This window comes from Janthinobacterium sp. PSRC1-1, assembly GCF_049897525.1.
Classification (GTDB): domain Bacteria; phylum Pseudomonadota; class Gammaproteobacteria; order Burkholderiales; family Burkholderiaceae_D; genus Janthinobacterium; species Janthinobacterium tructae.
Genome location: NZ_JAFCWK010000002.1, coordinates 569686 through 596252, shown reverse-complemented (window position 1 = coordinate 596252; position 26567 = coordinate 569686). Strand labels below are relative to the sequence as shown.

The following is a 26567-nucleotide window of genomic DNA, read 5'->3' as shown; positions in this document are numbered from 1 at the left end:
CAGAAGCAGGCACCCGCTAGCGGTCGGTGGCGCCCGTCTTCGATGCGTACATGGCCCGGTCCGCATTGCGCAGCAGCAGCTGCATGGTATCGCCGTCGTCCGGATAGTGCGCGACGCCGATGCTGACGCTGATGCGCAGGTGGCGGCCATCGCCGAGCCGCAGCGCGGTGGCCAGCGCCGCGTGGATTTTCCGTTCGATCCGCGTCACATCGAGCGACAGTGGATTGTTTTCCAATAGCACCACAAATTCATCGCCGCCCAGGCGGGCCAGGGTATCGGTCTCGCGCAGGCAAGCCCTGATCCGGCTTGCCACGGCCTGCAGCAGCAGGTCGCCGCAGGCATGGCCGTATTGGTCATTGACTGATTTGAAGCGGTTCAGGTCAAGAAACAGCAGCGACAGCCGGCCATCCTGGCGTTGGGCACGCGCAAACGCCGTCTGCAGGCGGTCATGGAACAGGCGCCGATTCGGCAGGCGGGTCAGTTCATCATGCATGGCCATGAAGTGCATGCGGCTCTGCAGCTGTTTGCGCTCGATGGCGATGGCAAGTTGCTTGGCGACGAATTGCAGCAAATCGAGTTCGTGTTCGTTGCCTGTGGCAGTTCCCTGGCCGCTTTGCAATACCAGCACGCCGATGATGCCGCGCGACGACTGCAGCGGCACGGCCAGCCAGTATTCCAGCAGGTCGCCGGCGGCAGCCTGCAAGGCGGGCGGCAAGCCGGCCAGCTGGCCGGGTTCGATCAGCAAGGTGCGGCCGCTGCGCTGCACTTCTTCGCACAGCAGGCCCGCCAGCGCGGCGTGCGTTGCCGGCGCGCCGTCCAGTCCCTGCTGCGCATGGTGCAAGTGCTGGCCGTGCTCGTCGAGCAGGGAGACTGTCAGGCCGCAGGCGGGCAGCAGTTCGCGCACGATCTGGTGGATGCGCTGGAGCAGGGCCGGCAGTTCCTCGGTCGCATGCGCCGCCTCGGAGATGGCGTACAGCGCCGCCTGCTTCGCCTGCGTCTGTTTCAGCGTCGTGATATCGCGCGCCACCGCCACGCGCAGCTGGTCGGTGGCGGACCAGCGGGCCGACCACATGATGTGCGCGACCCGCCCGTCTTTCCTGGTGTAGCGGTTCTCGAAGTGGACCTGGGCATGGCCGTCCATGATGGCCTGCGCCGCCGCGATGGTGCGCTGACGGTCGGCTGGCGCGACCAGGTCGAGCATGACCATGCCGATCATTTCTTCCTGGGTGTAGCCGAAGATACGTTCGCAGGCGGCGCTGACAAAGACAAAGCGCCCGTTGACATCGACCATGCACACGGCGTCGAGCAACAAATCGGTGAAGCTGGCGACCGGCGCGCTAATCAGATGTTTCATATGTTCACTATTCTAGTGGACATTGCCGATCGATATAGTAATTGTTGTTTTTAGAAAACAAAGAACGTGGATCGCGGCTTGCCGACGCGTGTCACTGCGGAGCAGGTAGTCGGCGCCAGCCTGTCAGTCATCGACGACAAACGTGTCCGGATCGAGTGGATCCAGCGTGACGATGGTGCCGCTGCCCGGCGCGCTGGCGCTCTGGCTGAGGCGTGCATGCAGCTGGGCCAGATAGTCGGCGCGGCAGCGGCGCAGCGCGTAGTCGCGGAAGTTATCCTGTTCCAGGGCGCGCCAGGCGCGTTCGCGTCCTTGCGCCGAGCGCACGCCGGCCAGCTCGATGAGCGCGGGCGTGATGTCGGCGTCGCCGCGGGCGAGGCGCGCGTAGCCGTAGCGGTCCATATACGGGCCCGCGAGCGTTTCGATGAGGTTGATCTCATCGTCCGACAGTTGCTGCCGGAATTTGTCGATGTTGGCCGTGATCGGCGCATGGCAGTTGGCCGACCACAGCGACGACAACTGTGCGATGTGCCGCGCCTCGGCCGACGCGGCCACGTCCAGCATCTGCGGCAGGAAGGCGATGCCGAGAAAGTCACATACCGTTTCGAGCGTCTCGTGTTGCCGCGCCAGGAAGTCTTCATAGCGTATCGTCAGCACGCGCTGAGGATAGCGCTGCACGACATGGTCGGCGGCCGTGTGGGCGGCCAGCCAGGTCCGGGCATTGAGCAGCGTGTCGAAATCGTGGATGATGGCGCGGTTCATCGACGCCACTTGCGCGCGCGGATCGCGCACCACGTTCAGGAACAGCATGTCCGGATACAGCTGCACGATGTCGTCGGCGTAGTGCACGCTGTCGAGCGACTTGTCCATCACCACCTGCGCCTGGCGGCGTTTGCCCGCGCGCAGCAGCAGCTCCCATGCCGCGCGGTGGACGCTGCGCGGCTGGCCGCGCAGCGTCTCGAACACTTCCACCGGATCGAAGACGACTCCCGGCCACTTGACCATGCTGACCGCCGCCAGGCCCACCACATCGACCACCAGGCGAAAGTAGGCGCGGTCGTCGCGCAAGTCGCCGTACAGGGGCAGCAGCGGCATCATATCGACCAGGTGCAGCGGATACGGTGAATAGAACTGCGGCGACAGGTTCAGGCGCAGGCGCAGGGCATGGCTGCCGCAGCGGCGCAGGGGAATCATCATGACGGGGCGCGGGCGGGCGCCGTGGCCGGGGTGGTGGCTGCTCATCGCATCATTCCTCGAACAGGTGGGGGCGCGGCATCAGAGCAAGCGCGGGCACAGCTGCTGGAACAGCCGTTCGCAAGCCTGTTCCAGCGACAGCGTGCCGGTATCGAGCGTCAGCGCCGGCGCCAGCGGCGCTTCGTAGGGCGCCGAGACGCCCGTAAATGCCGGGATCAGTCCGGCCCGCGCTTTCTTGTACAGTCCCTTGGGATCGCGTTCCTCGCACAGCGCGCATGGCGTGCTGATGTAGGCTTCGATAAAATCGTCGCCGCCGATGATCTGGCGCGCCATCTCGCGGTCGCTGCGCAGCGGCGAGATGAAGGCGCAGATGACCATCATGCCGGCGTCGTTCATCAGCCTGGCCACGACGGCGCCGCGGCGGATATTTTCCTGGCGGTCGCGCGGAGAAAAGCCCAGGTCGGCATTCAGGTGGCGCCGCATATTGTCGCCGTCGAGCACGCAGCTCAGGCGGCCCTGCGCCAGCAGCCGTCTTTCCAGTGCGTATGCCAGCGTCGACTTGCCTGCGCCGCTCAGACCGGTCAGCCACAGCGTCGCGGCCCGCTGGCCGGCCAGCGGCCCCCGCTGTTCCTTGCCGATGTGGCCCGCATGCGGGAAGATGTGCGTCTCCACGTGGCCCGCAGCGGCGATCTGTTCCAGTTTACCCATGTGCCACTCCCTCCGTTACCGGTTCAAAACTGTTCCCACTCGATTTCGCTGGGCTTGGCGGCGGCCGGACGGGCCGGCTTTGCCGTGGCGGCCGGGCGCCGTGCCGCCAGCGGCGGTGGCGGCGGTGGCGGACGGCTGACGACGCGCGGTGGCGCCGCGCGGCCGCCAGCGATGTTGCCCACGCGGAAGACGCTGACCACCTCGTTCAGGCTGTTGACCTGTTCCTGCATCGCTTGCGCGGCGGCGGCGGCTTCTTCGACCAGCGCCGCATTTTGCTGCGTCACATTGTCCATTTGCGTCACGGCGATATTGATTTGCTCGATGCCGGCCGATTGTTCCTGACTGGCGGACATCATTTCGGACATGATGCCGGTGACGCGCCGCACGCTGGCGACCACCTCGTGCATGGTCGATCCTGCCTGTTCCACCAGCCGGTTGCCGGCCTGGACCTTGTCGACCGAGTCGCCGATCAAGTCCTTGATTTCCTTGGCGGCGGCGGCCGAGCGCTGCGCCAGACTGCGCACCTCGGTGGCCACCACGGCAAAGCCGCGTCCCTGTTCCCCGGCGCGGGCCGCTTCGACGGCCGCGTTCAGCGCCAGGATATTCGTCTGGAAGGCGATGCCGTCGATGACGGCGATGATGTCGACGATCTTGCGCGCCGAGACATCGATGGCCGCCATGGTGTCGACCACCTGCGCCACCACGGCGCCGCCCTTGGTGGCGACATCGGAGGCCGATTCGGCCAGCCCGTTGGCCTGGCGCGCATGGTCGGTGTTGATGCGCACGGTGCTGGTCAGTTCTTCCATGGACGAAGCGGTCTGCTCCAGCGTGCTGGCCTGCTGTTCCGTGCGCGAAGACAAGTCCAGGTTGCCCATGGCGATTTGTCCCGCCGCCGTGGCGATGGTCTCGGTGCTGGCGTGAACTTGCTGGACGATTTGCGCCAGGCTGTCGCGCATCGACTGCATGGCGTGCAGCAGGCTGTGCGTGTCGCCGGCGCGGGTATGGATGGGCACGGCCAGGTTGCCGCTGGCGATCTGTCCGGCGATCGCCGCCGCTTCGTCGGGTTCGCAACCGAGTTGGCGCGTCACGCTGCGCGTGATCAGCACGGCGGCCAGTAGGCTGGTGAGCAGCGCCAGCGAGCCGATGCTCAGCATCACCAGGCGCGCCCGGCTGTAGGCCGCCTCGGCCATGCTGGAGGCCTCGCTATTCTGCTGTTCTTCGACGGCAATCAAGTTGCGCAGCAATTCCCACCAGCGCTTTTGCACGGGGCGAAATTCATAACGCAGCAGCTTGTAGGCATCGTCCTGCTTCTGCTCCAGTGCCAGCGCGGCGGCCCGCTGAATGAAGGGGGCCGCCAGCCCGCTTTGTGTGCGGATCTGTTCGAGCAGGCTCTTTTCTTCGCTCGAGGTGCCTTCCAGCGTGGCGAACATTTCCCCCAGCTTTTGCTGGGCGGCGGCGTATTTTTTTTCCTGCTCCGCGATGCGCGCGACCTCGATCTGGATTTCCTTCTCCTCCTTCAGCAAGATCAGATTGCGCAGCGCCAGCGCCCGCTCGGTTACTGTCAAGTCCATAGTCTGGGCCAGCCTGGTTTCGACGTTGTTGACCTTGGTCGCTTCATCCATGCGGTCCTGGATTTGCCGCATGCTGGTCAGTCCCAGTGCGATGACCAGCAACAAAAACAGGGATACCAGGCCAAAGCCCAGGCCGAGCCGCTTGGCGATGGTTAAGTTCAGAAATCTCATGCTGCCTCCTTAGGGCTATGCTTGCCGTTTCGCATAAGCTAATGCGGATTGATCGTGAAGCACTCAACGATCATAGTGATTGCGGGCAAGCGGAATATCACACAAAGTCACTTTCAGCATTTGAGCAACAGTAGAAATTTACTTGTGGCAACAGTTCAGATTGAGTTAGATGGCGAACCCGCGCGGGCGCGGGTGTGGCGGCGCAGCGTGAGTTGTATCAGGAATGAAAAATTTTCATGCTACTTTGCGCTCATGATTTCACCTTTCACGTCGTTATAGCTGTGTCTGCTTAGCGTTTCAGATGTACCCGGTTCCTTTCTCCATGCAAGCCTGGGAGTGCTTGAAGGTAAATAGTTATCAAAAAATGAAAGTTATGCATCTTTTATCCAATCACCGATCTTCGTTTAGCAAGGCATAAGACCCATGACCTCCGTCTCCCCGATCCCGAGCTGGAATCCAAGTCCGTCCCGCGCGCTCAGTGCCGCGGCCAACAAGGCCGATGCCGCGCCGTCTCCGGCGCCGAGTCCGTCTTCCATCGTTGCCATCGGAAGCAGGCAAGCCATCGCGGACCTGACGCCGTCGCCCAAGATATGGGAAAGCCCGTCGCGCGATGGCGTCAGCGAGCAAATGACGAAAAACTTTTTTTCGCGCACGGTTGGCGGCCGTTTCGCCGGCCTGGGCGCGAGCTTGCTGGAACAGATCAAGGGGGGCGTGCGCAATGTATCGCAGGCGGTGCAGCAATCGCCGCCGCGCATGGAACCGAATACCTATAGCGACATCGGGGCCATGCAAGCGGCCAGCTTGCATGGCAATGGCGAAGACAAGGTCACTCTCGGCATCACCACCAGGAGCGGCGTGGAGGTCAAGCTGTCGCTCGATAGTCAGGACGATGGCCTGGCCGTGCGCATGAGCACGAGCGGTGAACTCAGCGAGGCCGAGGCCGGCGCGCTGGGCGGCCTGGCGCAGGCCTTCCAGGAAGCCATCGATGGCATGGCGCAGGGCCAGCCGAAGATCAGCTTGAGCGGTCTGATGCAATTTGACCAGAATGTGCTGGCGTCGGTGAACTTGCACGCGGAAGTGAAAGTGCGCACCGAGCCGCAAAGCACGCAGACGCTGGACTTCCAGGCCGACAGCGCGCAGCGCAAGGTCAGCTTCAAGGGCGTGGCCGGATCGCTGGACGTGAAGGTGGACGCCAGCCAGCTCAACGCCCTGGGCAGCCAGGAGCAGCAGGCCAAGGCCATGAGCAGTTATATGAAGCAGATCGGCCAGGCCGCGTCGCGCGGGCATGGCGATCCGGCGCTGATGGCCATGTTCAAGGATGCGTTTGGCGCCTTGCACAGCAACGCCGCCGCGCCGCAGGATGCGCGCGGCGTACCGGCAGCGGGCAAGTGGCGCCTGGCAGCCGAGGACAAGGCGATTCTGACCGGCATGGCGGACTTCAGCGCTTCGGTGTCGCAAACGCCGAAATCGATCAATTCCATGCGCCTGGCGGAAACGGATGGCTTCAACTATGAGCTGTCGCAACAGACGACCCTGGCCGGCGCCAGCCAGGACGAGCGCTCGATCCAGCAGCAGCAGCAATCCAAGCTGAGCGCCAGCTTCCACATGCCCTTGATCCCCGGCGTGCCGTTGCGCTTGTCGGAAGCGGTGGAATCACAGAATTACACCTACCACCAGATCGAAGACACGGCCAGCAGCGATGCACAACTGGCCTACAAGGAAGGCAAGCTGGTCAAAGCGAGCCTGCGGCAGTCGGCCACCCAGTCCACGCATGTCATGACCTATGTGATGGGCAAGCTGGAGTCGGACACGACCACGCCGACCCAGCATTCGGTGCAGCGCGACTTGCTCACGCTGCTGTGGCCTTACAAGACGGGTACCACGGACCAGACTGTCGAGGGAAGGGATGAGCGGCACAAACAGGATTTGCTGACACTGAACGACGAGATCATGCTGCAATCCTATCCCGGCCAGTGGATCAGCCCGTGGCAGGGGGGCACCCTATCCGCGGCACAGGAAGCCAGTAATGGGGCGGCCGGCGCCTAGCGTGCAGAAAAAAAGCCCGTCTTCGCAAGAAGGCGGGCTTTTTCTTTGGCGCGAAGGTGTCGCGTCAGGCCTTGGCCTTGCTTTGCTTGATCCAGTAGCCGACGCCCAGGGCGCCTAGCCAGACGGGGATCAGGTAGACGGAAATGCGCAGGCCCGGCGTCAGGTACATGATCACCAGAATGCCGGCCAGGAAGACCAGGCACAGGTAGTTGGTGAACGGGTAGCCCAGGCTCTGGAACAAGGTCGTCTTGCCTTCGATTTTTTTCTGCGCGCGGAAGCGCAAATGGATCCAGCTGATCATGGCCCAGTTGATGATCAGCGCCGAGACCACGAGTCCCATCAGTACTTCGAACGCTTCGCCCGGCATGAAGTAATTGACCACCACGCAGGCGCCTGTCGCCAGCGCCGACACGCCCAGCGCCGCCAAAGGCACGCCGCGGCGGTTCAGGCGCAGCAGCGCGCGCGGCGCATTGCCTTGCTTGGCCAGGCCGAACAGCATGCGCGTGTTGCAGTACACGCCGCTGTTGTAGACGGACAGGGCGGCCGTCAGCACCACCACGTTCAGGGCCGTGGCCACCAGGTTGCTGTCGAGCGCATGGAAGATCAGCACGAACGGGCTGCCGCCGGTGACGACGTTTTGCCACGGGTACAGCGACAACAAAATGCCAAGCGCGCCGATGTAAAAGATCAGGATGCGGTAGATGGCCTGGTTGGTGGCGCGTGGAATCGTCGTGCTCGGATCATCCGCTTCGGCCGCCGTGATGCCCACCAGTTCCAGGCCGCCGAACGAGAACATGATGACGGCCATGGCCATCACCAGGCCCTGCCAGCCATTCGGGAAGAAGCCGCCGTGCTGCCACAGGTTGGCCACGGACGCCTGCGGGCCCGCGTCGCCGGAGGCCAGCAGATACGCGCCGAAGACGATCATGCCGATGATGGCGACCACCTTGATGAGGGCGAACCAGAATTCCATCTCCCCGAAGGCCTTCACATTGAGCAGGCTGATGGCGTTGATGACGCAAAAGAAGATCAGCGCCGAGACCCAGGTCGGCACGCCCGGCCACCAGTACTGCACGTAGATGCCGACGGCCGTCAGTTCGGCCATGCTGACGAGCACATACAGCACCCAGTAATTCCAGCCCGACAGGAAACCGGGCAGGTGGCCGCAGTATTTGTCGGCGAAGTAGCTGAAGGAGCCGGCGACCGGTTCGTCGACCACCATTTCGCCCAGCTGGCGCATGATCAGGAAGGCGATCACACCGGCGATGCCATAGCCGAGCAGCACGGAAGGGCCGGCCATCTTGATGGTTTGCGCGATGCCCAGAAACAGGCCGGTGCCGATGGCGCCGCCCAGGGCGATGAGCTGGATGTGGCGGCTTTTCAGGCCGCGCTTGAGCTCTTGTGGTTCGGTATTCCCGACTGCCGTCATATGTTTTATCCTGTTTTTACGGGGCTGAGATCGCTGATTCTAAAGCATGGGCGCGCAAAGCAGGAGCGAAATGCATGTTGCACTGCGCAGGTGCAAGAAAAGCCCCGCATCTTCGCCGAACGGCGCGCAAAACCGCTGCAGGCTGCGCCGGCGGCACGGTATCATGATGGCAAATTTCAAGGAGTGTGTATGCAGCTTGCGCAGCGTAGCCGTTTGCAAGGCATCAGCCTGGGCTTTTTGGCCGGCTATGTCGATACCCTGGGCTTTGTCGCCCTGTTCGGTCTGTTCACGGCTCATGTGACGGGCAACTTCGTGCTGATCGGCGCGGCGCTGGCCAACGCCACGCATGCCTCGATCGCCCTCAAGCTGCTGGCCTTCCCTGCGTTTATCGTCGGCGTGGCGGCGACGCGGCTCCTGAGCGTGGCGGTCGAGCGCCGCGGCGGACCGGCACTGCGCATGGCGCTGCTGCTGGAGCTGGCGCTGCTGCTCGGCTTCATGGTGTCTGGCGTGCTGGCCGAACCGCTGGCGGCGGAGCCGGGCGCGCTGGCGATGGCGGCCGGCCTGTTCGGCGCGGCGGCCATGGGTGCGCACAGCGCCATCAGCCGCCTGCTGCTGGCGCACCTGGCGCCCACGTCCATGATGACGGGCAACGTCACGCAATTGGTGATCGATACGCTCGACGTGCTGCGCGGCGCGGCCGACGGCGCCACGCGCGAGCGCTGCGTCAAAAGCTTCTCGCCCTTGCTGGGCTTTGCCGTGGGCGCCATCCTGGCCGCCTTTGCCTACCTGGCCGTGGGTTTTGCCGCGCTGGCCGTGCCGCTGGCCATTTTACTGGTGCTGATTGCGCTCGAGCCGGCACGCCAGGCCGCCTGAACCTGCACCGGTTGACGCGCCGCCACGATGGCCGGTTCGTACACGGCCAGAAACTCGGGCGGCAGGTAGCCGTATTCGCCGCAGCGTATCGCCATGGCCCGGTCCAGGCGCCGGCAATCATCCAGGTCCAGCCCCAGGACGGCCGAGTGGTGCCAGGCGATATGCTCGCACCAGCGCACATACACGGCGTTGTTCGTATGCGGCAAGCCATCGATGCCGCCCGCTTCGGGCGTGACGGGCAGGGTGTGAGCGTGCGGACAATCCCAGTTCAAGAGCGGTTCTTTCGACACGGTGGCCGCTGATTGTCAGTGCCGCGGCGTTTCCTGCCTGCGGCGCACGCCTGGAAAAACACTGTTTTGTGCGTTGATGTATGATGCATCATAATCTGAGGAATTTGAAATGCCGATGAACCATTCCCTGGACAGCCTGGTGCACGTCAACCTGGGCAAGTCCGTGTATGCGATGCTGCGCGACGCGCTGGCGGCGGGGCGCTTCCAGCCGAACGACCGGCTGCGCATCCGCGAGCTGGCGCTGCAGCTCGGTACCAGCGTCACGCCCGTGCGCGACGCCATGCTGCAGCTGGTGCAGGAAGAGGCGCTGGTGCTGCGCTCGCCACGCGACTTCCGCGTACCCGTGCTCAGCGTGGCGCGCTACCTGGAAATCCGCGCGCTGCGCCTGGAACTGGAAGGGCTGGGCGCGGCGGAGGCGGCGCAGCGCATCGACGACGCCACCTTGGCCGACCTGGAGCGCCTGCTGCAGGCGAATGAAGAGGCCATCGCGCGGCACGACCTGGCGGCGGCCCTGCAATGCAACCAGGCGTTTCACCTGGCCTTGGCGCAGGCGGCCGGCATGCCGACCTTGAAGCGCTTCGTCGACCATCTGTGGATGCAGACGGCGCCCCTGATCGCCGCCGGCTACGCCAGCTTTTCGCCCGACATGCGGGTCGGCCATCACCACGCCATCATCAGCGCGCTGCGCCAGCGCGACAGCGCGGCCGCGCGGCGCGCCATCGAACAGGACATCCTCGACGGCGGGACGCAGATGCTGGCCTATGTCATGCGCCAGGAGCGCATCCACGCCGGCACCACCGAACAAGAACAGAACAAGGAAGAACATGAGTGAACAAAAAACCGCCATCGTCACTGGGGCCAGCCGCGGCATCGGCCACGCCGTGGCGGAACGCTTCCGCAGCCTGGGCTGGCGCGTCATCACCGTCTCGCGCAGTCCGATTCCCGGCGGCTGCCCGCGCAGCCAGGAGCACAACACGCATGTGTGCATGGATCTGTCGGATTTAAGCCAGATCGGGCAGATGGTCGATACCCTGCGCCCCATGCTGGGCGACTCGAAGCTGCACGCGCTGGTGAACAATGCGGGAGTGTCGCCAAAGGGGCCGGGCGGCGCGCGCGTCAATTCGCTGACCACCGACATGCAGACCTGGCAGGAAATGTACAACACGAATTTCTTTGCGCCGCTGGCGCTGACGCGCGGCTTCGCGCAGGAATTGTCGAATGCGCACGGCGCCGTCGTGAACCTGTGCTCGATCGCCGGCTACCGCGTGCATCCGTTTGCCGGTTCCGCCTACGCCAGCTCGAAGGCGGCGCTGGCGTCGCTGACGCGCGAAATGGCCAACGACATGGCGCCGCTGAACGTGCGCGTGAATGCCATCGCACCGGGCGAGATCGACACGGCGATTTTGTCGCCCGGCACCTCGCACATCGTCGACACGCAAATCCCCCTGCGCCGCCTGGGCACGACGGCCGAAGTGGCCGATCTGGTGGAATTCCTGTGCAGCGAGCGCGCCTCGTACATCACTGGCGCGGAGATTCCCATCGACGGCGGCCAGCGCATTTAAGGCAGACCGTGACCCAACATATCGGCATCGTCGGCTGTTCGGCAGAAGGGGCGGCCCTGTGCCAGCGCACGATAGGCGAAGAGGGCGCGCAGGCGCTGGCCGCCTGACTATTTGCCCGGCTGTGCGTCCAGCTGCGCCTGCAGCGCCGCCACCACCAGCGCGTGGTCGTCGGCCTGCGCCAGGCCGGAAACGCTCACCGTGCCGACCAGTCCCACGCCGCGTATCAGCAACGGGAAGGCGCCGCCGTGGCCCGCATACTCGATGTCGTCGAGGTATTTCACGTCTTCGAAGGTGCTGCCGCGGCTTTTATACGAGATGCCCATGTAGTAGGAGCTGTGGCAAAAGCGCTGCACCGTCTGGTTCTTGCGGCGTATCCAGTCGGCCTGATCGGGCGTGGCGCCCGTCATGGCGTGGTGGAACAGGATTTGACCGTTGCGCGTGATGTTCACGGTGACGGCCTTGCCCCGCTTGCGCACCTCCTCGACGATCCACAGGCCCACGGCCAGCGCGGCATCGTTGTCGAAGCGTTCGAATTGCAGGGATTCTTCCTGCTGTGCCAGGGTGTGCAGCAAATCGGCGTAATGATCCATCGTCAGGGAGTCGGGTAGTGGCTGGAAACGCTACTGTAGCGCAGCATGGACCAGCCGCGCGCGCTTTTTCCGCGCCGGGCCTACAATAGGCGGCATGAACCTGTCCCTGTTTGCCGATGAAGACCAGGCTCCGGCCGCTCCCGCGCCGCTGGCGCCTGGCTCGTCCGCGTCGCTCCTGCTGCGCGGTTTCGCGCTGGCGTATCTGGATGAGCTGCTGCCGGCGCTCGATGCCATCGTGCTGGCGGCGCCACTGCGCCACATGGCCACGCCGGGCGGCTTGCGCATGTCCGTTGCCATGAGCAATTGCGGCGCCCAGGGCTGGATCACGGATGGACGCGGCTATCGCTATGCGCGGCTCGATCCGGCCAGCGGTCGCCCGTGGCCGCCGATGCCGCCCGTGTTCCTGCGCCTGGCGCAGCAGGCGGCGCTGGCGGCCGGCTATCCGGGCTTTATGCCCGACGCCTGCCTGGTCAACCGTTATGCGCCCGGCGCGCGCATGGCCCTGCACCAGGACCGCGATGAATGCGATTTCACCGCGCCCATTGTCTCCGTCTCGCTGGGCCTGCCCGCCACCTTCCTGTTCGGCGGCGCCGAGCGGGCAGATAAGGCGGCCCGCATTCCTTTGCTGCACGGCGACGTGGTGGTGTGGGGCGGCCCCGACCGCCTGCGCTTCCACGGCGTGGCGCCGCTGAAGGAGGGCGAACACGCGCTGCTGGGCGCGCAGCGCATCAATCTGACGTTTCGCAAGGCCAGCTAAGCTGCCATTGACGCTCATTAATGCAAGACACTTGCAAATACGACTGTTTTTCTCCATGATATGCAATTTGTTTGCATATGGAGCCATGACCATGAAGCGCGATTCCCTTTCCACGCCCCTGCCCGACGTGGCGGCCGGCCCCCATCTGGGCCACCCCCTGCCATTGGAATGGGTCGGCATGCAGGGCATCGCCTTGCCGCTGTGGCTGGAAGAGGGCGGGCAGGCGCAGCAAGTGCATGCCTGGGCCGATGTGCAGGTGGACTTGCCCGATCCGCACGTGAAGGGCATCCACATGTCGCGGCTGTATCTGCTGCTCGACGCGTTTGCCGCCGCGCAGCCGCTCGATGCGGGTGCGCTGGCCGCCGTGCTGCGGCGCATGGTGGCCAGTCACGCCGATTGCGGCAGCACGCAGGCACGCCTCGCGCTGGCGTTCCCCGTGCTGCGGCGCCAGCCGGCGTTGCTGACGGCGGGATTGTCGGGCTGGAAATCGTATCCCGTGCGCCTGCAGGCGAGTGTTTCGCCGCAGGGCTTTGCCCTGTCCCTGACGGTGGAGATCGGCTACTCGTCGACCTGCCCATGTTCGGCGGCGCTGGCGCGGCAACTGCTTGCCGACGCCTTCGCGGCACGCTTCGGCGCGGGCGGCATCGACGGCGCGGCTGCGCGCGACTGGCTTCAGGAACACGCGAGCCTGGCCACGCCGCACAGCCAGCGCAGCACGGCGACGGTCACCGTGCCCTTGACGGAGCAGGCCGAGCTGGACCTGTTTCCCCTGATCGACCTGGTCGAAGCGGCGCTGGCGACGCCGCTGCAAACGGCCGTGAAACGGGCCGACGAGCAGGCGTTCGCGCGCTTGAATGGTGCTAAGTAACCCCCAATAAATTATTGTGATTTCTGACCTCCATAGCCGGCGCTCTGCGGCGTTGCTCACTGCTAGCAGTGCTCGCACTGCGTCGCAGCGAGCGCCTTGCATAGCATCCGGTTCTGTTCGTCATAAATTCACAATAATTTCCCGAGGATTACTTGACCTGATGTATGTGGGAGACGCGGCCCGCCGCGTGCAGGCGGCGCTGGCGTCATTGGCGTCACATCATGCGCAGGCGCGTGTTACCGTACGGCATATGGAAAGCCTGCATCCGCACGACGCCGTGGCGCAGGCGGGCCAGCTTGCCTGAGCTTTTCACTCAACTTTTTCACTCAACCACCGTGAAGGAAGACAGCATGCCGGAGAACATTGAGCGGGAAGTGGGCGATGACAGCCTGGAAGCGGAACTGGAGCGCGAACGGCGCGAACGTGCGCTGATCGACGAGGAAAAGCTGGGCATGGACGAGCTGGAAGAGGAACATTTGAAGCGGGAGCGCCAGCCGGGCGCGCCGGCGGGGCGCTAGCGCTCAGGTACTGCATCAGCGCTGGCATCGCGCCGCGCTGACCGGTACAATTTCGCTTTGTCCTTCTCCCCAGCCCCGGAGGCCCATGAAATACCGCGCATTCTTCCCGTTCATCCTCGGCCTGGCAGGCGCCACGCTGGCCGCCTCGCCAGCCCAGGCCGGCACCATCTGCACCGCCATGGCCGACGCCAAAACCGGTGCCGTCTTGTTGCAAGAAGGTAATTGCATCGACCGGGTCACCCCCGCCTCCACCTTCAAGATCGCGCTCAGCCTGATGGGCTACGACGCCGGTTTCCTCAAGGACGAGCACAAGCCGACCCTGCCATACCGCCAGGGCTATGTGGACTGGGGCGGCGACGCGTGGCGCCAGGATACGGACCCGTCGCGCTGGATGCAGTATTCCGTCGTCTGGTATTCGCAGCAGATCACGCAGGCGCTGGGCGCCGAGCGCTTCCAGAAGTACGCCAAGGCTTTGCGCTATGGCAATGCGGACGTGTCGGGCGACAAGGGCAAGGACAATAGCCTGGAGCGCTCGTGGATCAGCTCTTCGCTGAAGATCTCCCCGCTGGAACAGCTGGGTTTCTTGCGCAAGCTGGTCAACGATCAGTTGCCAGTCACCAGGCAGGCGATGGAACAGACGCGCCGCCTGACGCGCCTGGCGGACGTGGATGGCTGGCAAGTGCACGGCAAGACGGGCGCGGCCTTCCCGCGCAAGGCCGACGGCAGCTTTGACGAGGCGCATGGCTACGGCTGGTTCGTGGGCTGGGCCAGCAAGGGCGAGCGCAGCATCGTGTTTGCGCGCCTGGTGCAGGACGAGCAGAAGGGCTTGCCATCGGCGGGCCTGCGCACGCGCGAGGCCATGCTGAAAGAATTGCCGGCCCTGCTGGAGCAGGCGCAGAAGTGACGGCCAGCATCGTCGCCGCCACCTTCATCGCGACCGAGGGAGCGTACCTGGAAGCCGTCATCGACGTGGATGGCCAGCGCCTGCACGTGATGGACGAGTTTGGCGGCGCGCAACTGGCCGCCGGCGCGCAAGTTCAGCTCGAACTGTCGCCCATGCCCAGCGAGCGTGACGACTGGGACGCCATCTTCCGCGCCAATCCGGGCCGGGAGCAGGGGTTGCGCCGGCTTGACGGCTGGCGCTACCTGGCGCTCGGCGTCGTCGTCAGCGTTGACCCCGTCGTCTGCGATTGCGGCCTGCTGCGGCTGGAAAACCCGTTTACAACGCATGATGCGCGCTGCGTGGGCGCGTATGTCGGCGTCACGCTGGCACGCCTCGATGCTTGCCAGGCGTAAAATCCGGCCCGCTTTGTTGCCCGCCCTATATACTTGCTGAAACGGATCATCCGGCATCAGACAAGGTTACAAGCATGGCATCAGGCATGGAGCAGTTTCAGGAAAAAGCACGGCAGGCGTGGATACGGGCGCGCGCGCAGGTCGTTCGTGTGGCGGGGCTGGCGTGGGTAAAAGCGGTGGCGCTGTACCGGCGCGGCCATGCGCACTTGATGACCTTGCCGCCCGTGCGGCGCGCGCTGGTGCTGGGCCTGTGGTCGTTCCTGGCTTTGCTGGCCTTGTTGACGCTGTACCTGCTGCTGCTGATACCCCTGACGCCCAGCATCCACGATTTGCGCCAGGCGCGCGCGGCCGCACCGAGCACCATGGTCAGCACCGACGGCAAGGAACTGGTGCGTTTCGACCAGGGCTTGCAGGAACGGGTCACGTTAAAGCAGATTTCGCCGAACGTGATCAGCGCCTTGATCTCGACGGAAGACCACCGTTTCTATGCACACCATGGCATCGATTTCACGCGCACGGCGGGCGCCATCTTGCACACGGCGGGAGGCAACCCCCAGGGCGGTTCCACCATCACGCAGCAGCTGGCGCGCAATATGTTCCCCGAGGAGATAGGCCGCTCGCGCAACCTGAACCGCAAGCTGAAGGAACTCATCACGGCCCTGAAAATCGAGGCCACCTACAGCAAGACGGAAATCCTGGAAGCGTATCTGAACACGGTACCCTTCCTGTACAACACTTACGGCATCGAAATGGCGGCCCGCACCTATTTCGACAAGCCCGCCTCGCGCCTCGATATCCTGGAAAGCGCCACCCTGGTCGGCATGCTCAAGGGCACGAATTACTACAATCCCGTCGGCAATCCCGAACGCTCGCTGCAGCGGCGCAACGTGGTGCTGGGGCAGATGCGCAAGCACGGCGTTATCGACGAGGCGCGCTATAAACAGTTGATCAAGCGTCCGCTGCGCCTGCATTTCGAGCGCCAGAGCGAGCGGGCGCAATCGGACAGCCATTTCACGGCCTATGTGCGCAAGTGGCTGATCGAGTGGGCCGACGAAAACGATTACAACCTGGAGCGCGACGGCCTGGTGGTGCACACCACGCTCGACCACGATTTGCAGCTGGCGGCCGAGCGCGCCGTCGAACGCCAGGCGAATGCCTTGCAGGCGATTGCCGACGTGGAATGGAGCCGCGCGGGCGTGCCGTCGTCCACCTCGACGGGCATGTACGCGGGCATGCAGGCTGGCAGCGTACCGTTCGAGTATTTCTGGAAATCGCATCCGTCCCTGCTCGATTCCTTCGTGCGCGAATCGGGAGACTACCGCAAGCTGACGGCGGCCGGCGGCACGCCCGAGGCGGCGCTGGCGCAGCTGAAGGGCGACCGCGCCTTCATGGCGGCCCTGCGCAAGTCGAAGACGCGCCTGGAAGCGGGTTTTACGGCCATGGACCCGGCCACGGGCGCCGTGCGCGCCTGGGTGGGCAGCCGCGACTTTGCGCGCGAGCAATTCGACCACGTCTCGCAGGCGGCGCGCCAGCCCGGTTCCACCTTCAAACCCATCGTGTATGGCGCGGCGCTGGAAAAGGGCCTGAGTCCCGACCATGTGTACCGCGATGAAGTGATGGATATCAAGGCGGCCGACGGCACCAAATGGCGCCCGACCGACATGAGCGGCACCACGGGGCGCGACATGACCATGCGCGACGGCCTCGTCTACTCGAAAAACACCATCACGGCGCAAGTGATGCAGGACGTGGGCTTGCCGCCGATCATCAAGCTGGCGCGCGCGCTCGGTATCCGCGACAGCAAGCTGGAAAAAGTGCCGTCCCTGGCGCTGGGCACCAGTCCCGTCACCTTGCTGGAAATGGTCAACGCCTACGCCAGCATCGCGGCCCAGGGCGAGGCCCGTTTGCCGTTCGTCGTCACGCACATCACGGACCGCGAAGGCAAGGTCATCGCCCGCTTTGGCGAAGACAAGCCCCAGCGCGCCATGCAAGAGGCATCGGCCACCACGCTGACCGACATGATGCGCGGCGTGATCGACCGCGGCACGGGCACGGCCATCCGCAGCCGCTTCGGCATCCGCTCCGACGTGGCCGGCAAGAGCGGCACCACGCAAAACAACGCCGATGGCTGGTTCATTTTGATGCACCCGCAACTGGTGGGCGGCGCCTGGGTGGGTTTCAATGACGCGCGCGTCACCATGCGCAGCAATTACTGGGGCCAGGGCGGCCACAACGCCGTGCTGGTGGTGGGCGACTTCTTCAAGACGGCGCTCGACACAGGAAAACTGTCGCGCGACGCCATCTTCCCTGGCGGCAAGCCGCCGCCACCGCTGCGCCACGTGGAACCGGTCGAGGCGCCGCAGGACGAGCCGGTGGAAGAGCCGGGAGATTTGCTGCAGGAAGGCGTGCCGCCGGCGCCGCTGGCCGTGCCGGCCGAAGGCGAGCAGGACACGCATGGCAAGGCGGTGCCGGAGCCCGCTCCCGTGCCTGCCCCCGCGCCGGTGCCGCAGCCGGCGCCGCAAGGGTAAGTCAACTATCGCAAAGAACAATCATGACCTCACCAAAGCCCACACTGCGCCTGATACTCGGCGACCAGCTCAATGCGCAGCATCGCTGGTTTACCGACGTCGATGCCGCCACCATCTATGTCCTGATGGAGGTAAGGCAGGAAACCGATTATGTGCTGCATCATGCGCAGAAAATCCTGGCGATCTTCGCGGCCATGCGCGAGCTGGCGCGCCAGCTGCGCCAGCTTGGCCACAGCGTGCATTACATCGCCATCGACGAGGTGGCAAGCACGCGGTCGATACCGGAGAATATCGAAGCGCTGATTCGTCACTATGACGCTGCCGCCTTCGAATACCAGGCGCCCGACGAGTGGCGCCTCGACCAGCAGCTGTACCAGGCGGGAAGACGCTCGACCATCCCCTGGCTGATGGTCGACAGCGAGCATTTCTATACGGCACGCCATGAGGCTGCCGATATTTTCGCTGGACGCAAGCAATGGCTGATGGAGTTTTTCTACCGCCAGATGCGCAGCGCGCACCAGGTGCTGATGGCAGACGCGAAAAAACCCGTCGGCGGCCAATGGAACTTCGATCACGATAACCGCAAGCCCTGGCGCGGCACGCCCGCCGAGCCGCACGATCCGCGCACCGTGCATGACCATTCCCTGTTATGGCAAAGCATCGTCGCCGCAGGCGTGAAAAGCTTTGGCGCGCCGCATGCCGACCGGCTGCCGTGGGCGCTGAACCGGGACGAAGCGCTGCAGCAGCTCGATGCCTTCATCGAGCGGGCCTTGCCGCATTTTGGCGATTTCCAGGATGCGATGAGCGTCAAGGCATGGCGCTTGTTTCATTCCCTGCTGTCGTTCGCGCTGAACGTCAAAATGCTCAACCCGCGCGAAGTCGTCGCGCGGGCGCAGACGGCTTATCACGCCGGCCATGCGCCCCTGGCTGCGGTGGAGGGATTCATCCGCCAGATCCTGGGATGGCGCGAGTATGTGCGCGGTGTTTACTGGGCGCATATGCCCGGCTATGCGGAGAAGAACTTTTTTGCCCACACGCGCCCGCTGCCTTCCTGGTTCTGGGATGGCAAGACGAAGATGCATTGCCTGTCGCAGGCGATCACCCAGTCGCTGGAACAGGCGCATGCGCATCACATCCAGCGCCTGATGGTGATCGGCAATTTCGCGCTGTTGGCCGGCCTCGATCCGGCCAGGGTGCATGGCTGGTACCTGGGCATTTATATCGATGCTTTCGAATGGGTGGAGTTGCCCAATACCGTCGGCATGAGCCAGTTCGCCGATGGCGGGCTGCTGGCCACCAAGCCGTATGTCTCCAGCGCGGCGTATATCGACCGCATGGGCGATTATTGCAAAGGCTGCCATTACGACAAAAAGGCGCGCATCGGCGAGCGCGCCTGTCCCTTCAATGCCCTGTACTGGGATTTTTTCCATCGCAATGCCGACACCCTGGAACGCAATCCCCGCATCGGCATGGCGTATCGCCAGCTGGAGAAAATGGACGCGGCGACGATCGGGGCTTTCCGGCAACAGGCGGACACGATGCTGGCCAGGCTCGATGCACTGTAAGCCTGCTGGTGCACGGGCAACCCATGGTAGCCTGCGCTATTTCCCTAGGGGAATTCCACAGGGTGTGAAGTTGCCGTACGGACGCTTGCCATCGGCCGACGGACTGGGCCAGTAGATTATCTGATGGGAGCAGGCGTCGAATTGCAGAGTGACGTCTGCAGTTTGGCTACCATCTGGGCTGACGTGACCAACGTAGCACTTTAGCAAGTCTGATTTTCACCGTATGCTCCCCTTCCGTTTCATGCTCCAGCCACAGGACACCGTCTTCCACGCTGACCCAGGCATCAACTATGCGCGTGTCGAACGGCATCGCCGTGTCTTTTATATCAATCTTCATGCGCCCAGATTCGACATCGAGCGACCTTAATACCCGCGTCGTTCGCTGCGTAAACTCGATGACATATGAAGTTCTTATATTTTTAATCATCAAAAATACTCATTCAGGTGCGTAAGTTTTTTAGATATTACTATATAAAAATTTTTTGTCGCACACGAAAACGAGCACATCATTAAATTCCTGGCTGAAAATATTTCCAAAATAAAATATTATTTATGCAAAATAAATTAAAATTTCTTTATGCATAGGTATTGTTGCAATCAGAAAAAATAATTTCCGAGTTTAATTATTCTCATCGGAAAGTATTGATTTAATTAATTTTTTGATGATACTCTGTTATGTTTTTGACTTTGATATAAATCAAGGTTCTTGGTGTATTGTTTTTAGGATAAATTCTTACTGTTAGGATACAAGCTCATCCTTGGTGTCAATGACCCAGTCATGCTTGAAAATAATGAAAATTTCATGAGGGAAAGAATTTGTGTCGGTGACCCATCGGCATTTCATACGCTCTATGTCAAATATAATGTTCATATGAGAAGTTTGGTAAGTCATCATGTTCATCATAAGCAAGATATCGATGATATGGTTCAGATTATCTTTCTCAATGCATTTCAATGGTTTAAAGAATGTCGTAGCTACTCGACGTTATATGTATGGTTGTATTCAATAGCCATGAATAGTATCGAAAACTATTGTCGTAATGAATTAAAAATTGAATCAAGAAAATTGTGCTCATTCGACGGCGTGAATGATGATGTTGTTGATGCATTAAATATTTCTAATGAAAATAGTCCAGAGGAAATATGTAGTGCAATGGAAACTGGGCTGGAGATTGTTCGATTGATCGCCAACTTGCCGCCTCTGTTGAAAAAGGCATTATTGCTACGTGAGATTGATGGTATGAGCTACGGTGCGATTGCAATAAAGATGGGATGTCCTATGGGAACAGTGCGAAGCCGTATTCACAGGGTCAGGACAGAGATACGCAAGAGGCTGGAAAAGGATGATTGAATGTAGCCCCGCATAATTGCGGTACCCAGGCGCAAGCTGCGATTATTTGTCGCTACTTAACATAAATTTACATGATAAATAAAAATTACATCAGCGGCCTGGCGCAAGAGGAGCTTGATCGTCGAAGACGAGTCGATGCATTGACCGCACAAAAAATAGACGTTGCGATTATTTTCCAGGAAATGCTTGGCACTGCAGTGGCAGCAAAATACTTGCGAACAAATGGCGTGCCGCTATCTATCGCATTGCGTGTGTTGATATATGCTCACCGAAAAGACCCATCGCCACCAAAAATGATGGGATTCGAGGATGGGCCTGTTAATCGCTTCCAGTCCAGGCAGACCGCGAAAAGGGGGAAATAAGATTGAGCAGGCTTGAAAACAACCTTCTATGCGTCTAAATGCGAGGGCAATTGTCACGCTTCGGTACCGAGTCGGACGGCGATGCGGGCTGCTCATCCGTTGGAATAGTATTTGGTCGGGGAGTGCCGTACGTACTCGACAGGAAGCCGGCTACGCTTCAGACCGTATTGCGCCTCAACCCCGCTTCCCGCACGAACACTTGCAGCGCTGGCATGGTCTGCTGGTGCAGCGCTTTCAGTTCCGTTCTCAGCGCGGGCGTGATGAACAGGCTGCCGTCCGCTTGCTGGCGCACGGGCAAGCCCAGCGCCTGTGCCATTTCCACTGGGTAATTTGTGAAGTCGCCATACGGGCGCTTGCCGTCGACGGACGGGGTGGGCCGAGCCTTCGGCCAGGTAGTCTTCCGCGCCCATGCCCAGCATTTCCAACGTCATCCACGACTGTTGCCGCAGCAGCGCCAGATGCCGGGAGGTCAACGTGAACGGCGCCTTGCCGTTGGCATAGCTGCCCGGTTTCAGGTCGGCCATCTGCACGAAGCGGGGCAGCAGCAGCGACGCTTCCATCAGGCGCTGGGCGGCCAGTGCCGCATCCTTGCTGGCGATGGCTTGCATGGCCAGCGCCAGGGTGTCGCCCTTGCCCAGCGGGTAGGCCGGATTGAGCATGGGCGCGCCGCTTTCCACGGGCGACCAGCCGATGTTGAAGCGCCGTATCAGCGCCAGATGCTGCACATTGAGCACCTTGGGCAGCGGCGCGTCGAGGCTGGCTAGGATGCGCTGGTGCACGGCGCGGGGCAGGCCGCCATCGGCCGCGCGCGCGCGCACGGGCGAGCACAGCAGGGCGCCGGCGAGGCGCAGCAGCTGGCGCCGCATGGGCTGGATCAGGCGCGCCATCACGGTGCCGTCAAGTCCTGGCGCTGGAATTCGATGCGATTTTCCTGATACTGCCACTTGGTGTAGGGCCCGAACACGCGCCGGTTTTCCTTGCTGTCGGCATTCGATTGCTCGCGCTTCATGCGCCGCACGAGGGCGGTGTCGACCAGCGGGGCGGTCGTCGTGCCGAACACTTCGTGGCGTACGCTCTGCCTGGCGTCGGCGCCGCGCGAAATGATGGTGAGCTTGCGCGTGACGGGATCGAAGTACAGGCGCATGGCAAACGTGTTCATATCCTGCAGATACAGGCCATCGCCGCGCCACTGGGCATAGAAATAGTCGCCGCAGACGGCCTTCGGTTCGCGCTTCCATTCGCAGGCGAGCAGGATCAGCAGGTGATGGTCATCGAGCTGCTTGATCGACACGCGGGCCTTGGAATAGCCCCAGTTGCTGGGCGGCACGGTCGTCGACGAGAGCAAGTTGTATTCGCCCACGAGCTTGGGCATGGGCGCTTGCGCGGCGGCGCCGGCACAAACGGTGAAGGCGGCCGCCGCAAGGGCGCCGTGTATGCGGGAGAATGGTGTCATGATGGGCATAAAAAAAAGTTGCCATATTATAAGTGGCAACTTTCTTTGGGGAACGCGCGATTGAACGCTGCCGTACGCGTTACTTCAGCTTGCTCAACTCGGCCACATCGATCTTGACGCTCTTGTCGCCCACGGCAGCTACCAGCGCCTTGAAGTGGGGCGTCGCGTAATGCGCCGTCAGCGCGTCCTGGTCGGTCCATTCTTCCAGCATGATGAAGCGCGTGGGAATCTTGTTGTCGAGGTGCAATTCGTAGCGCTGGCAGGCGCTTTCCGCGCGGCTGGGCGCTACGACGGCTTCCAGGGCGGCGCGCACGGCGTCGATATGGTCAGTTTGGGCATCGATGGTGGCGACGACGATCAGGGTCATGGTGGTCCTTGTGAAGTGGTGGGGCGGGTGCAGCTTAGCGTAGTTTGCCCATTCTTGCCCGCCATGCCCGGTCAGGCTGCGCCGAGCTGTATGACGGCCAGCATGTCATTGCCATCGGCATCCAAACCTTTTTCCACGAAACCCATGCTGGCATAGAACTGTTTCGCGTTGGCATTGCTGGGCTTGTAGCAAATTTCGATGCTGCGCGCGTCCGGGCGGGCGCGGATTTCCGCCAGCGCCAGAGCGAGGGCGGCGCGGCCATGGCCTTGCCCCTGGCGCCGGTGATCGATCATGAAGCGCCAGATCTGGTAGTAGCCGGGCGGATCATCGGCGTCGGGCGAGACGAACATCAGGAAGCCGATCACTTCCTCGTCGCCATACACGGCGCGCGTATGCAGGATGGCGGGATGGAAACTTGCTTGCGCGATGGAATAGTCGTTGCTGGCCAGGTAGTCGCGCTGCTGTGGCAGCAAAGGCAGGTCGCTGATGATGTCAAAATTATCGACGGTGACGGGGCGCAGGCTGATGAGCATGTTCAATCAATGGAAGGTAAGGACAAGGCTTGCCAGTATGGGGAAAAATTACTCAATAGGCAATGTTGTGCTGCCGCCCGCCCCAAACAGCTGCGCCATCGTCTGGCGCAGCCAGCGGTTCGACGCATCTTCATGGTAGCGCTCGTGCCAGTGCTGCTTGACTGAGTTCCTCAAGCGCCACGCGCATTTCAGTTCGGTGGAATGGGCCATGCTGCATGGCCTGGCCAGCGGCGTCATCGCCCTGATCGTTGGCGCCGTGATGCTGGCGCTGGGCGCTTCCATGGTCGGCAACTACCTGTGGAACCTGGCGTCGCGCCTGGTACCTGTCACCCTGTTGGGTCAGCTGCTACTGTCGCAGACCCTGTTCGTTCTGCTCTACGGCTTCGTCTACGCGCAGCGCATCCCGCGCCCCCTGGAACGGGCGGCGATGCTCTTGCTGACGGCGGGCGTGCTGTGGTCCGTGCAGCGGCACGCGCAGGAGGATGGGGCAGGGCGGATGTAGCGAAAAATACATCGTAGCGGGCCTGCCGTTTGCAAGGGGCGGGCCGTATAATGACGCTCATTTGCCGGCCACCGAGGGAGTTCCGCTTGCAGCTACCGATCCGTTATCCGAACATGCCGCAACTGCTGCTAAAGGCACGCGACAGCCTGCTCCAGCATTTCCGCCCCATCCTCAATCACTTCGGCGTGACGGAGCAGCAGTGGCGCATCATGCGCGCGCTGAACGAAAGCCCGACCCTGGAACCGCGTGAGCTGTGCAATATCTGCCAGATATCCAGTCCCAGCATGAGCGGCATCCTGGCGCGCATGGAAGAAATCGGCTTGATCGGACGCAGCAAGTTCGAAGGCGATCAGCGCCGCCGCAAGGTGCACCTGTCGGAAGCGGGCGCCAGTTTGCTGCTGCAGATGGGTAAACTCATCGACCTGCAGTATGCCCACCTGGAAACGGCATACGGCAAGCAAGTGTTCGAAGACATGCGCCGCGCGCTGGAAGCTTTTATTGCTCTCGAAACCCTGCCGGTGGCGCCCGCCATCCTGCGCTGAGCTTCGCCACACCCCTGATTTCGCCAGGATACTACCTGAGAGTAAATCACTCATATGTGAGTAATTGAGCGTATAATTTCGCCCGCTTGATCCACATCAAGAGCATAGCGTCAAAATACATCAGGATAGCCAGGAAAAATAATGAAACAACCTTGCATGCTCGTCGCGGTGCTGACCGCCGCCGCCTCCTCTTTCGTCAGTGGCAACGCCAGCGCCCAAAGCAATATCACCATCTACGGTGTGGCCGATGCGGGCGTGGCGTACGCGAACAATCAGAATGGCAACGCGAACACGTATCTGCGCAGCGGTAGCTTATCGGCCAGCAAAATCGGCTTCCAGGGCGTGGAAGCGCTGGGTGGCGACTTGCAGGCCCTGTTCTTGCTGGAAAGCGGCTTTGAACTCGACAGCGGCGCGCACAGCGCCAGCGGTTCGCTGTTCAATCGCCAGGCCTATGTAGGCTTGCAATCGCGCGCCTACGGCGCCGTGACGGCGGGCCGCCAGTACACGCCGTACTACCTGCTGGTCGGTTCCCTCGCGTCGAGCAATGTCCTGACGGGTGCCACCGGTGCCCACCCGGGCGATATCGACGGCCTCGATACCACCGTGCGCGTCAACAATTCCCTGACCTACAGCTCGCCCGTGTGGCGCGGCTTGCAGGCCAGCACACAATATGGCTTCGGCGAAGCGGCCGACGGCAATGCCGTGGGCAGCAGCTTCAGCGCGGCCCTCAAGTACAGCGCCTCGCCGGCCGAGTTCGCGCTCGGTTATCTGAAGCTGAGGAATGGCAAGGATGGCATGGGCTGGAGCGCGAATGCCTCGGGCAACTTTGGCATCTCGGCCATCAATCAGGGCTACGCGTCGGCCGAAAGCATTCAGTTCATCGCCGCCGGCGCGCGCTACACCATGGGCAAGTGGATGGTGGGCGCCAACGCCAGCAATGTGCAATACCAGGCCGGCAGCCACTCCGCCTTCCGCGACACGGCCATCTTCAACACGGCCGGCGTGATCTCCAGCTTCCAGCTGACGCCACAGTGGTTCCTGTCCGCCGGCTACAGCGACACGCGCGCCTCCTCGGCCAACGGCATCGCACATCGCGCGCGCTACCGCCAGCTGTCGTTCGAGCAGAACTATGCGCTGTCCAGGCGCACGGCCATCTACCTGATCGAAGCGCGCCAGCTGGCGCGCGGCCAGACCCTGGGCGAAGGCGGCGGCATCGTCAATGCCGTCGCTTCGGTGGGCGATTCGCAAAACGGCACGCCGTCGTCGAACGGCGGCCAGACGGTGCTGCTGGTGGGCCTCAAGCACGCCTTCTAATATAGTCTCGCGGGCCTGTGTCCGTGCTGTTCCCTGCTCAAGCGGCGAAGCCGCCATCGATCTTCAGCCCGGCGCCCGTGACGAATGCCGCTTCCGCGCTGGCCAGGTAGGCCACCATGCCGGCGATTTCATCGGCCGTGCCGTGGCGGGGCAGGGCCATCAGGCCGTGCATCAGGTCGGCGAAGTCGCCCGTCGGCGGGTTCATGTCCGTGGCGACGGGGCCAGGTTCCACATTGTTGATGGTGATGCCGCGCGGGCCCAGGTCGCGCGACAGGCCTTGCGTCAGGCCGATCAGCGCCGATTTGCTCATGGCGTAGGCGGCCGCGCCGCCGAACGGCATGCGGTGCGCATTCGTGCTGCCGATGTTGATGATGCGCCCGCCCGTTGGCATGTGCGCCACGGCCGCCTTGATGGCGACGAACACGGCGCGCACGTTAACGTTCAAGGTCTTGTCGAAGTCCGCCAGCGAAAAATCGTCGATGGCGCCGGGCAGGAACACACCCGCATTGTTGACGAGGATATCGATGCGGCCAAACTGCGCCGCCACCTTGGCTATGGCCGCCGTCAGGGCTGCGGCGTCGGCCGCCTCGGCTTGCACGCCATGGGCCTTGCCGCCGGCCGTTTCCACTGTGGCGGCCAGCGCCTGCGCTTCGGCGGCCGAGCTTTGATACGTGAAGACGACATTGGCGCCCTGGCTGGCCAGGCGCCGCACGATGGCCGCGCCGATGCCGCGCGAGCCGCCCGTCACAAACGCGATCTTGTCTTGCAGTGGCAGGGATGTGGTGGCTTGGGTTTGCATGATGGGCTTTCTGTGTGAGGAGTCGAG

30 protein-coding genes and 2 pseudogenes are annotated in these 26567 nt (G+C 62.7%); 18 read left to right on the top strand and 14 right to left on the bottom strand.

What is annotated here, in order from left to right:
• Positions 1–16: 16 nt before the first annotated feature.
• From ACP7DW_RS06365 to ACP7DW_RS06350, 4 genes are all read right to left on the bottom strand, one after another.
• Entirely contained in the window at positions 17–1354 is a 1338-nt protein-coding gene (locus ACP7DW_RS06365) for a diguanylate cyclase domain-containing protein (RefSeq protein ID WP_426054400.1), read from the bottom strand.
• Between the two features lie 123 nt (positions 1355–1477).
• Positions 1478–2593 (bottom strand): sulfotransferase family protein, encoded by a 1116-nt coding sequence (locus tag ACP7DW_RS06360; RefSeq protein WP_426054399.1) that lies wholly within the window; start codon positions 2591–2593, stop codon positions 1478–1480.
• Between the two features lie 33 nt (positions 2594–2626).
• Positions 2627–3253, bottom strand: a complete 627-nt coding sequence (cysC, locus tag ACP7DW_RS06355; RefSeq protein ID WP_426054398.1) for an adenylyl-sulfate kinase — start codon at positions 3251–3253, stop codon at positions 2627–2629.
• A 23-nt stretch (positions 3254–3276) separates the two neighbouring features.
• Complete coding sequence (locus ACP7DW_RS06350) at positions 3277–4995, bottom strand: methyl-accepting chemotaxis protein (protein WP_426054397.1); 1719 nt, start codon at positions 4993–4995, stop codon at positions 3277–3279.
• Between the two features lie 423 nt (positions 4996–5418).
• On the opposite strand from ACP7DW_RS06350, the gene ACP7DW_RS06345 reads away from it, so the two are divergent.
• Positions 5419–7041, top strand: a complete 1623-nt coding sequence (locus ACP7DW_RS06345) for a hypothetical protein (protein ID WP_426054396.1) — start codon at positions 5419–5421, stop codon at positions 7039–7041.
• A gap of 64 nt (positions 7042–7105) precedes the next feature.
• Here the strand turns inward: ACP7DW_RS06345 and ACP7DW_RS06340 are convergent, their stop codons facing one another.
• Positions 7106–8470, bottom strand: coding sequence for an amino acid permease (locus tag ACP7DW_RS06340; RefSeq protein ID WP_426054395.1), 1365 nt, complete (start codon positions 8468–8470; stop codon positions 7106–7108).
• 189 nt (positions 8471–8659) lie between these two features.
• Here ACP7DW_RS06340 and ACP7DW_RS06335 point away from each other — a divergent pair, with 189 nt between their 5' ends.
• Complete coding sequence (locus ACP7DW_RS06335) at positions 8660–9343, top strand: YoaK family protein (protein ID WP_426054394.1); 684 nt, start codon at positions 8660–8662, stop codon at positions 9341–9343.
• Here the strand turns inward: ACP7DW_RS06335 and ACP7DW_RS06330 are convergent.
• The gene (locus ACP7DW_RS06330) at positions 9253–9633 is read right to left on the bottom strand and encodes a hypothetical protein (RefSeq protein ID WP_426054393.1); all 381 of its coding nucleotides are present in this window, start codon (positions 9631–9633) and stop codon (positions 9253–9255) included. The genes ACP7DW_RS06335 and ACP7DW_RS06330 overlap by 91 nt on opposite strands.
• Before the next feature lie 115 nt (positions 9634–9748).
• On the opposite strand from ACP7DW_RS06330, the gene ACP7DW_RS06325 reads away from it, so the two are divergent.
• From ACP7DW_RS06325 to ACP7DW_RS06315, 3 genes and pseudogenes are all read left to right on the top strand, one after another.
• On the top strand, positions 9749–10465 hold the full coding sequence (locus ACP7DW_RS06325; RefSeq protein WP_426054392.1) for a GntR family transcriptional regulator: 717 nt from the start codon (positions 9749–9751) through the stop codon (positions 10463–10465).
• Positions 10458–11195, top strand: coding sequence for an SDR family NAD(P)-dependent oxidoreductase (locus ACP7DW_RS06320; RefSeq protein WP_096235720.1), 738 nt, complete (start codon positions 10458–10460; stop codon positions 11193–11195). The genes ACP7DW_RS06325 and ACP7DW_RS06320 overlap by 8 nt, the downstream gene beginning before the upstream one ends.
• Before the next feature lie 8 nt (positions 11196–11203).
• Positions 11204–11293 (top strand): annotated as a pseudogene (locus ACP7DW_RS06315) (aspartate racemase); the annotation flags it as partial.
• A 9-nt stretch (positions 11294–11302) separates the two neighbouring features.
• On the opposite strand, the gene ACP7DW_RS06310 reads toward ACP7DW_RS06315, so the two are convergent.
• Positions 11303–11785, bottom strand: coding sequence for a heme-degrading domain-containing protein (locus ACP7DW_RS06310; RefSeq protein WP_426054391.1), 483 nt, complete (start codon positions 11783–11785; stop codon positions 11303–11305).
• A 94-nt stretch (positions 11786–11879) separates the two neighbouring features.
• Between ACP7DW_RS06310 and alkB the strand changes: the two genes are divergently transcribed.
• The 8 genes and pseudogenes from alkB to ACP7DW_RS06270 all read left to right on the top strand — a co-directional run bounded on the left by alkB (position 11880) and on the right by ACP7DW_RS06270 (position 19317).
• Entirely contained in the window at positions 11880–12542 is a 663-nt protein-coding gene (alkB, locus tag ACP7DW_RS06305) for a DNA oxidative demethylase AlkB (RefSeq protein WP_426054390.1), read from the top strand.
• Positions 12543–12633: 91 nt separating this feature from the next.
• Entirely contained in the window at positions 12634–13410 is a 777-nt protein-coding gene (gene folE2 / locus ACP7DW_RS06300) for a GTP cyclohydrolase FolE2 (RefSeq protein WP_426054389.1), read from the top strand.
• A 154-nt stretch (positions 13411–13564) separates the two neighbouring features.
• Positions 13565–13714: pseudogene (locus ACP7DW_RS06295) on the top strand (GTP cyclohydrolase, FolE2/MptA family); the annotation flags it as partial.
• Positions 13715–13760: 46 nt separating this feature from the next.
• Positions 13761–13928: a hypothetical protein gene (locus ACP7DW_RS06290; protein WP_426054388.1), complete on the top strand. Its 168-nt coding sequence runs from the start codon at positions 13761–13763 to the stop codon at positions 13926–13928.
• An 85-nt stretch (positions 13929–14013) separates the two neighbouring features.
• A complete protein-coding gene (gene blaOXA, locus ACP7DW_RS06285) occupies positions 14014–14832 on the top strand; it encodes a class D beta-lactamase (protein WP_426054387.1) in 819 nt (272 codons plus the stop codon).
• Positions 14829–15224, top strand: a complete 396-nt coding sequence (locus ACP7DW_RS06280) for a hypothetical protein (RefSeq protein WP_426054386.1) — start codon at positions 14829–14831, stop codon at positions 15222–15224. The genes blaOXA and ACP7DW_RS06280 overlap by 4 nt, the downstream gene beginning before the upstream one ends.
• A 74-nt stretch (positions 15225–15298) precedes the next feature.
• Positions 15299–17752 carry a penicillin-binding protein 1A gene (locus ACP7DW_RS06275; RefSeq protein ID WP_426054385.1) on the top strand — a complete coding sequence of 818 codons (2454 nt, stop codon included), beginning with the start codon at positions 15299–15301 and terminating at the stop codon, positions 17750–17752.
• A 23-nt stretch (positions 17753–17775) separates the two neighbouring features.
• On the top strand, positions 17776–19317 hold the full coding sequence (locus ACP7DW_RS06270) for a cryptochrome/photolyase family protein (RefSeq protein WP_426054384.1): 1542 nt from the start codon (positions 17776–17778) through the stop codon (positions 19315–19317).
• Positions 19318–19483: 166 nt separating this feature from the next.
• Here ACP7DW_RS06270 and ACP7DW_RS06265 read toward each other — a convergent pair whose 3' ends face one another.
• Positions 19484–19744, bottom strand: coding sequence for a hypothetical protein (locus ACP7DW_RS06265; protein WP_426085195.1), 261 nt, complete (start codon positions 19742–19744; stop codon positions 19484–19486).
• Positions 19745–20095: 351 nt separating this feature from the next.
• On the opposite strand from ACP7DW_RS06265, the gene ACP7DW_RS06260 reads away from it, so the two are divergent.
• Complete coding sequence (locus ACP7DW_RS06260; protein WP_426054382.1) at positions 20096–20668, top strand: sigma-70 family RNA polymerase sigma factor; 573 nt, start codon at positions 20096–20098, stop codon at positions 20666–20668.
• 71 nt (positions 20669–20739) lie between these two features.
• Positions 20740–21030 (top strand): hypothetical protein, encoded by a 291-nt coding sequence (locus tag ACP7DW_RS06255; protein ID WP_426054381.1) that lies wholly within the window; start codon positions 20740–20742, stop codon positions 21028–21030.
• Positions 21031–21122: 92 nt separating this feature from the next.
• On the opposite strand, the gene ACP7DW_RS06250 is transcribed toward ACP7DW_RS06255, so the two are convergent.
• The 5 genes from ACP7DW_RS06250 to ACP7DW_RS06230 all read right to left on the bottom strand — a co-directional run bounded on the left by ACP7DW_RS06250 (position 21123) and on the right by ACP7DW_RS06230 (position 23593).
• A complete protein-coding gene (locus tag ACP7DW_RS06250; protein WP_426054380.1) occupies positions 21123–21917 on the bottom strand; it encodes a hypothetical protein in 795 nt (264 codons plus the stop codon).
• On the bottom strand, positions 21917–22483 hold the full coding sequence (locus ACP7DW_RS06245; RefSeq protein ID WP_426054379.1) for a hypothetical protein: 567 nt from the start codon (positions 22481–22483) through the stop codon (positions 21917–21919). The genes ACP7DW_RS06250 and ACP7DW_RS06245 overlap by 1 nt, the downstream gene beginning before the upstream one ends.
• Before the next feature lie 79 nt (positions 22484–22562).
• Complete coding sequence (locus ACP7DW_RS06240; RefSeq protein WP_426054378.1) at positions 22563–22850, bottom strand: putative quinol monooxygenase; 288 nt, start codon at positions 22848–22850, stop codon at positions 22563–22565.
• A 71-nt stretch (positions 22851–22921) separates the two neighbouring features.
• On the bottom strand, positions 22922–23383 hold the full coding sequence (locus tag ACP7DW_RS06235) for a GNAT family N-acetyltransferase (protein WP_426054377.1): 462 nt from the start codon (positions 23381–23383) through the stop codon (positions 22922–22924).
• Positions 23384–23431: 48 nt separating this feature from the next.
• Positions 23432–23593, bottom strand: a complete 162-nt coding sequence (locus ACP7DW_RS06230; RefSeq protein WP_426054376.1) for a hypothetical protein — start codon at positions 23591–23593, stop codon at positions 23432–23434.
• On the opposite strand from ACP7DW_RS06230, the gene ACP7DW_RS06225 reads away from it, so the two are divergent.
• The 3 genes from ACP7DW_RS06225 to ACP7DW_RS06215 all read left to right on the top strand — a co-directional run bounded on the left by ACP7DW_RS06225 (position 23592) and on the right by ACP7DW_RS06215 (position 25741).
• The gene (locus ACP7DW_RS06225; protein ID WP_426054375.1) at positions 23592–23885 is read left to right on the top strand and encodes a hypothetical protein; all 294 of its coding nucleotides are present in this window, start codon (positions 23592–23594) and stop codon (positions 23883–23885) included. The genes ACP7DW_RS06230 and ACP7DW_RS06225 overlap by 2 nt on opposite strands.
• An 86-nt stretch (positions 23886–23971) precedes the next feature.
• Entirely contained in the window at positions 23972–24427 is a 456-nt protein-coding gene (gene hpaR, locus ACP7DW_RS06220; RefSeq protein WP_257225069.1) for a homoprotocatechuate degradation operon regulator HpaR, read from the top strand.
• A 141-nt stretch (positions 24428–24568) separates the two neighbouring features.
• The gene (locus tag ACP7DW_RS06215; protein WP_426054374.1) at positions 24569–25741 is read left to right on the top strand and encodes a porin; all 1173 of its coding nucleotides are present in this window, start codon (positions 24569–24571) and stop codon (positions 25739–25741) included.
• 37 nt (positions 25742–25778) lie between these two features.
• Here the strand turns inward: ACP7DW_RS06215 and ACP7DW_RS06210 are convergent, their stop codons facing one another.
• Positions 25779–26540 carry an SDR family oxidoreductase gene (locus tag ACP7DW_RS06210; protein ID WP_426054373.1) on the bottom strand — a complete coding sequence of 254 codons (762 nt, stop codon included), beginning with the start codon at positions 26538–26540 and terminating at the stop codon, positions 25779–25781.
• Positions 26541–26567 lie beyond the last annotated feature (27 nt).

Excerpts from the sequence above, each read along its gene's own strand:
- ACP7DW_RS06310 (WP_426054391.1), bottom strand. The coding sequence starts at position 11,785 with ATGGATCATTACGCCGATTTGCTGCACACCCTGGCACAGCAGGAAGAA.
- ACP7DW_RS06255 (WP_426054381.1), top strand. The coding sequence starts at position 20,740 with ATGATAAATAAAAATTACATCAGCGGCCTGGCGCAAGAGGAGCTTGAT.
- ACP7DW_RS06250 (WP_426054380.1), bottom strand. The coding sequence starts at position 21,917 with ATGGCGCGCCTGATCCAGCCCATGCGGCGCCAGCTGCTGCGCCTCGCC.
- ACP7DW_RS06270 (WP_426054384.1), top strand. The coding sequence starts at position 17,776 with ATGACCTCACCAAAGCCCACACTGCGCCTGATACTCGGCGACCAGCTC.
- ACP7DW_RS06275 (WP_426054385.1), top strand. The coding sequence starts at position 15,299 with ATGGCATCAGGCATGGAGCAGTTTCAGGAAAAAGCACGGCAGGCGTGG.
- ACP7DW_RS06340 (WP_426054395.1), bottom strand. The coding sequence starts at position 8,470 with ATGACGGCAGTCGGGAATACCGAACCACAAGAGCTCAAGCGCGGCCTG.
- ACP7DW_RS06360 (WP_426054399.1), bottom strand. The coding sequence starts at position 2,593 with ATGAGCAGCCACCACCCCGGCCACGGCGCCCGCCCGCGCCCCGTCATG.
- ACP7DW_RS06230 (WP_426054376.1), bottom strand. The coding sequence starts at position 23,593 with ATGGCCCATTCCACCGAACTGAAATGCGCGTGGCGCTTGAGGAACTCA.
- ACP7DW_RS06235 (WP_426054377.1), bottom strand. The coding sequence starts at position 23,383 with ATGCTCATCAGCCTGCGCCCCGTCACCGTCGATAATTTTGACATCATC.
- ACP7DW_RS06240 (WP_426054378.1), bottom strand. The coding sequence starts at position 22,850 with ATGACCCTGATCGTCGTCGCCACCATCGATGCCCAAACTGACCATATC.
- ACP7DW_RS06345 (WP_426054396.1), top strand. The coding sequence starts at position 5,419 with ATGACCTCCGTCTCCCCGATCCCGAGCTGGAATCCAAGTCCGTCCCGC.
- ACP7DW_RS06350 (WP_426054397.1), bottom strand. The coding sequence starts at position 4,995 with ATGAGATTTCTGAACTTAACCATCGCCAAGCGGCTCGGCCTGGGCTTT.
- ACP7DW_RS06265 (WP_426085195.1), bottom strand. The coding sequence starts at position 19,744 with ATGATTAAAAATATAAGAACTTCATATGTCATCGAGTTTACGCAGCGA.
- ACP7DW_RS06320 (WP_096235720.1), top strand. The coding sequence starts at position 10,458 with ATGAGTGAACAAAAAACCGCCATCGTCACTGGGGCCAGCCGCGGCATC.
- ACP7DW_RS06245 (WP_426054379.1), bottom strand. The coding sequence starts at position 22,483 with ATGACACCATTCTCCCGCATACACGGCGCCCTTGCGGCGGCCGCCTTC.
- ACP7DW_RS06290 (WP_426054388.1), top strand. The coding sequence starts at position 13,761 with ATGCCGGAGAACATTGAGCGGGAAGTGGGCGATGACAGCCTGGAAGCG.
- ACP7DW_RS06335 (WP_426054394.1), top strand. The coding sequence starts at position 8,660 with ATGCAGCTTGCGCAGCGTAGCCGTTTGCAAGGCATCAGCCTGGGCTTT.
- blaOXA (WP_426054387.1), top strand. The coding sequence starts at position 14,014 with ATGAAATACCGCGCATTCTTCCCGTTCATCCTCGGCCTGGCAGGCGCC.
- ACP7DW_RS06215 (WP_426054374.1), top strand. The coding sequence starts at position 24,569 with ATGAAACAACCTTGCATGCTCGTCGCGGTGCTGACCGCCGCCGCCTCC.
- folE2 (WP_426054389.1), top strand. The coding sequence starts at position 12,634 with ATGAAGCGCGATTCCCTTTCCACGCCCCTGCCCGACGTGGCGGCCGGC.
- ACP7DW_RS06225 (WP_426054375.1), top strand. The coding sequence starts at position 23,592 with ATGCTGCATGGCCTGGCCAGCGGCGTCATCGCCCTGATCGTTGGCGCC.
- ACP7DW_RS06325 (WP_426054392.1), top strand. The coding sequence starts at position 9,749 with ATGAACCATTCCCTGGACAGCCTGGTGCACGTCAACCTGGGCAAGTCC.
- alkB (WP_426054390.1), top strand. The coding sequence starts at position 11,880 with ATGAACCTGTCCCTGTTTGCCGATGAAGACCAGGCTCCGGCCGCTCCC.
- cysC (WP_426054398.1), bottom strand. The coding sequence starts at position 3,253 with ATGGGTAAACTGGAACAGATCGCCGCTGCGGGCCACGTGGAGACGCAC.
- ACP7DW_RS06260 (WP_426054382.1), top strand. The coding sequence starts at position 20,096 with ATGCTTGAAAATAATGAAAATTTCATGAGGGAAAGAATTTGTGTCGGT.
- ACP7DW_RS06365 (WP_426054400.1), bottom strand. The coding sequence starts at position 1,354 with ATGAAACATCTGATTAGCGCGCCGGTCGCCAGCTTCACCGATTTGTTG.
- ACP7DW_RS06210 (WP_426054373.1), bottom strand. The coding sequence starts at position 26,540 with ATGCAAACCCAAGCCACCACATCCCTGCCACTGCAAGACAAGATCGCG.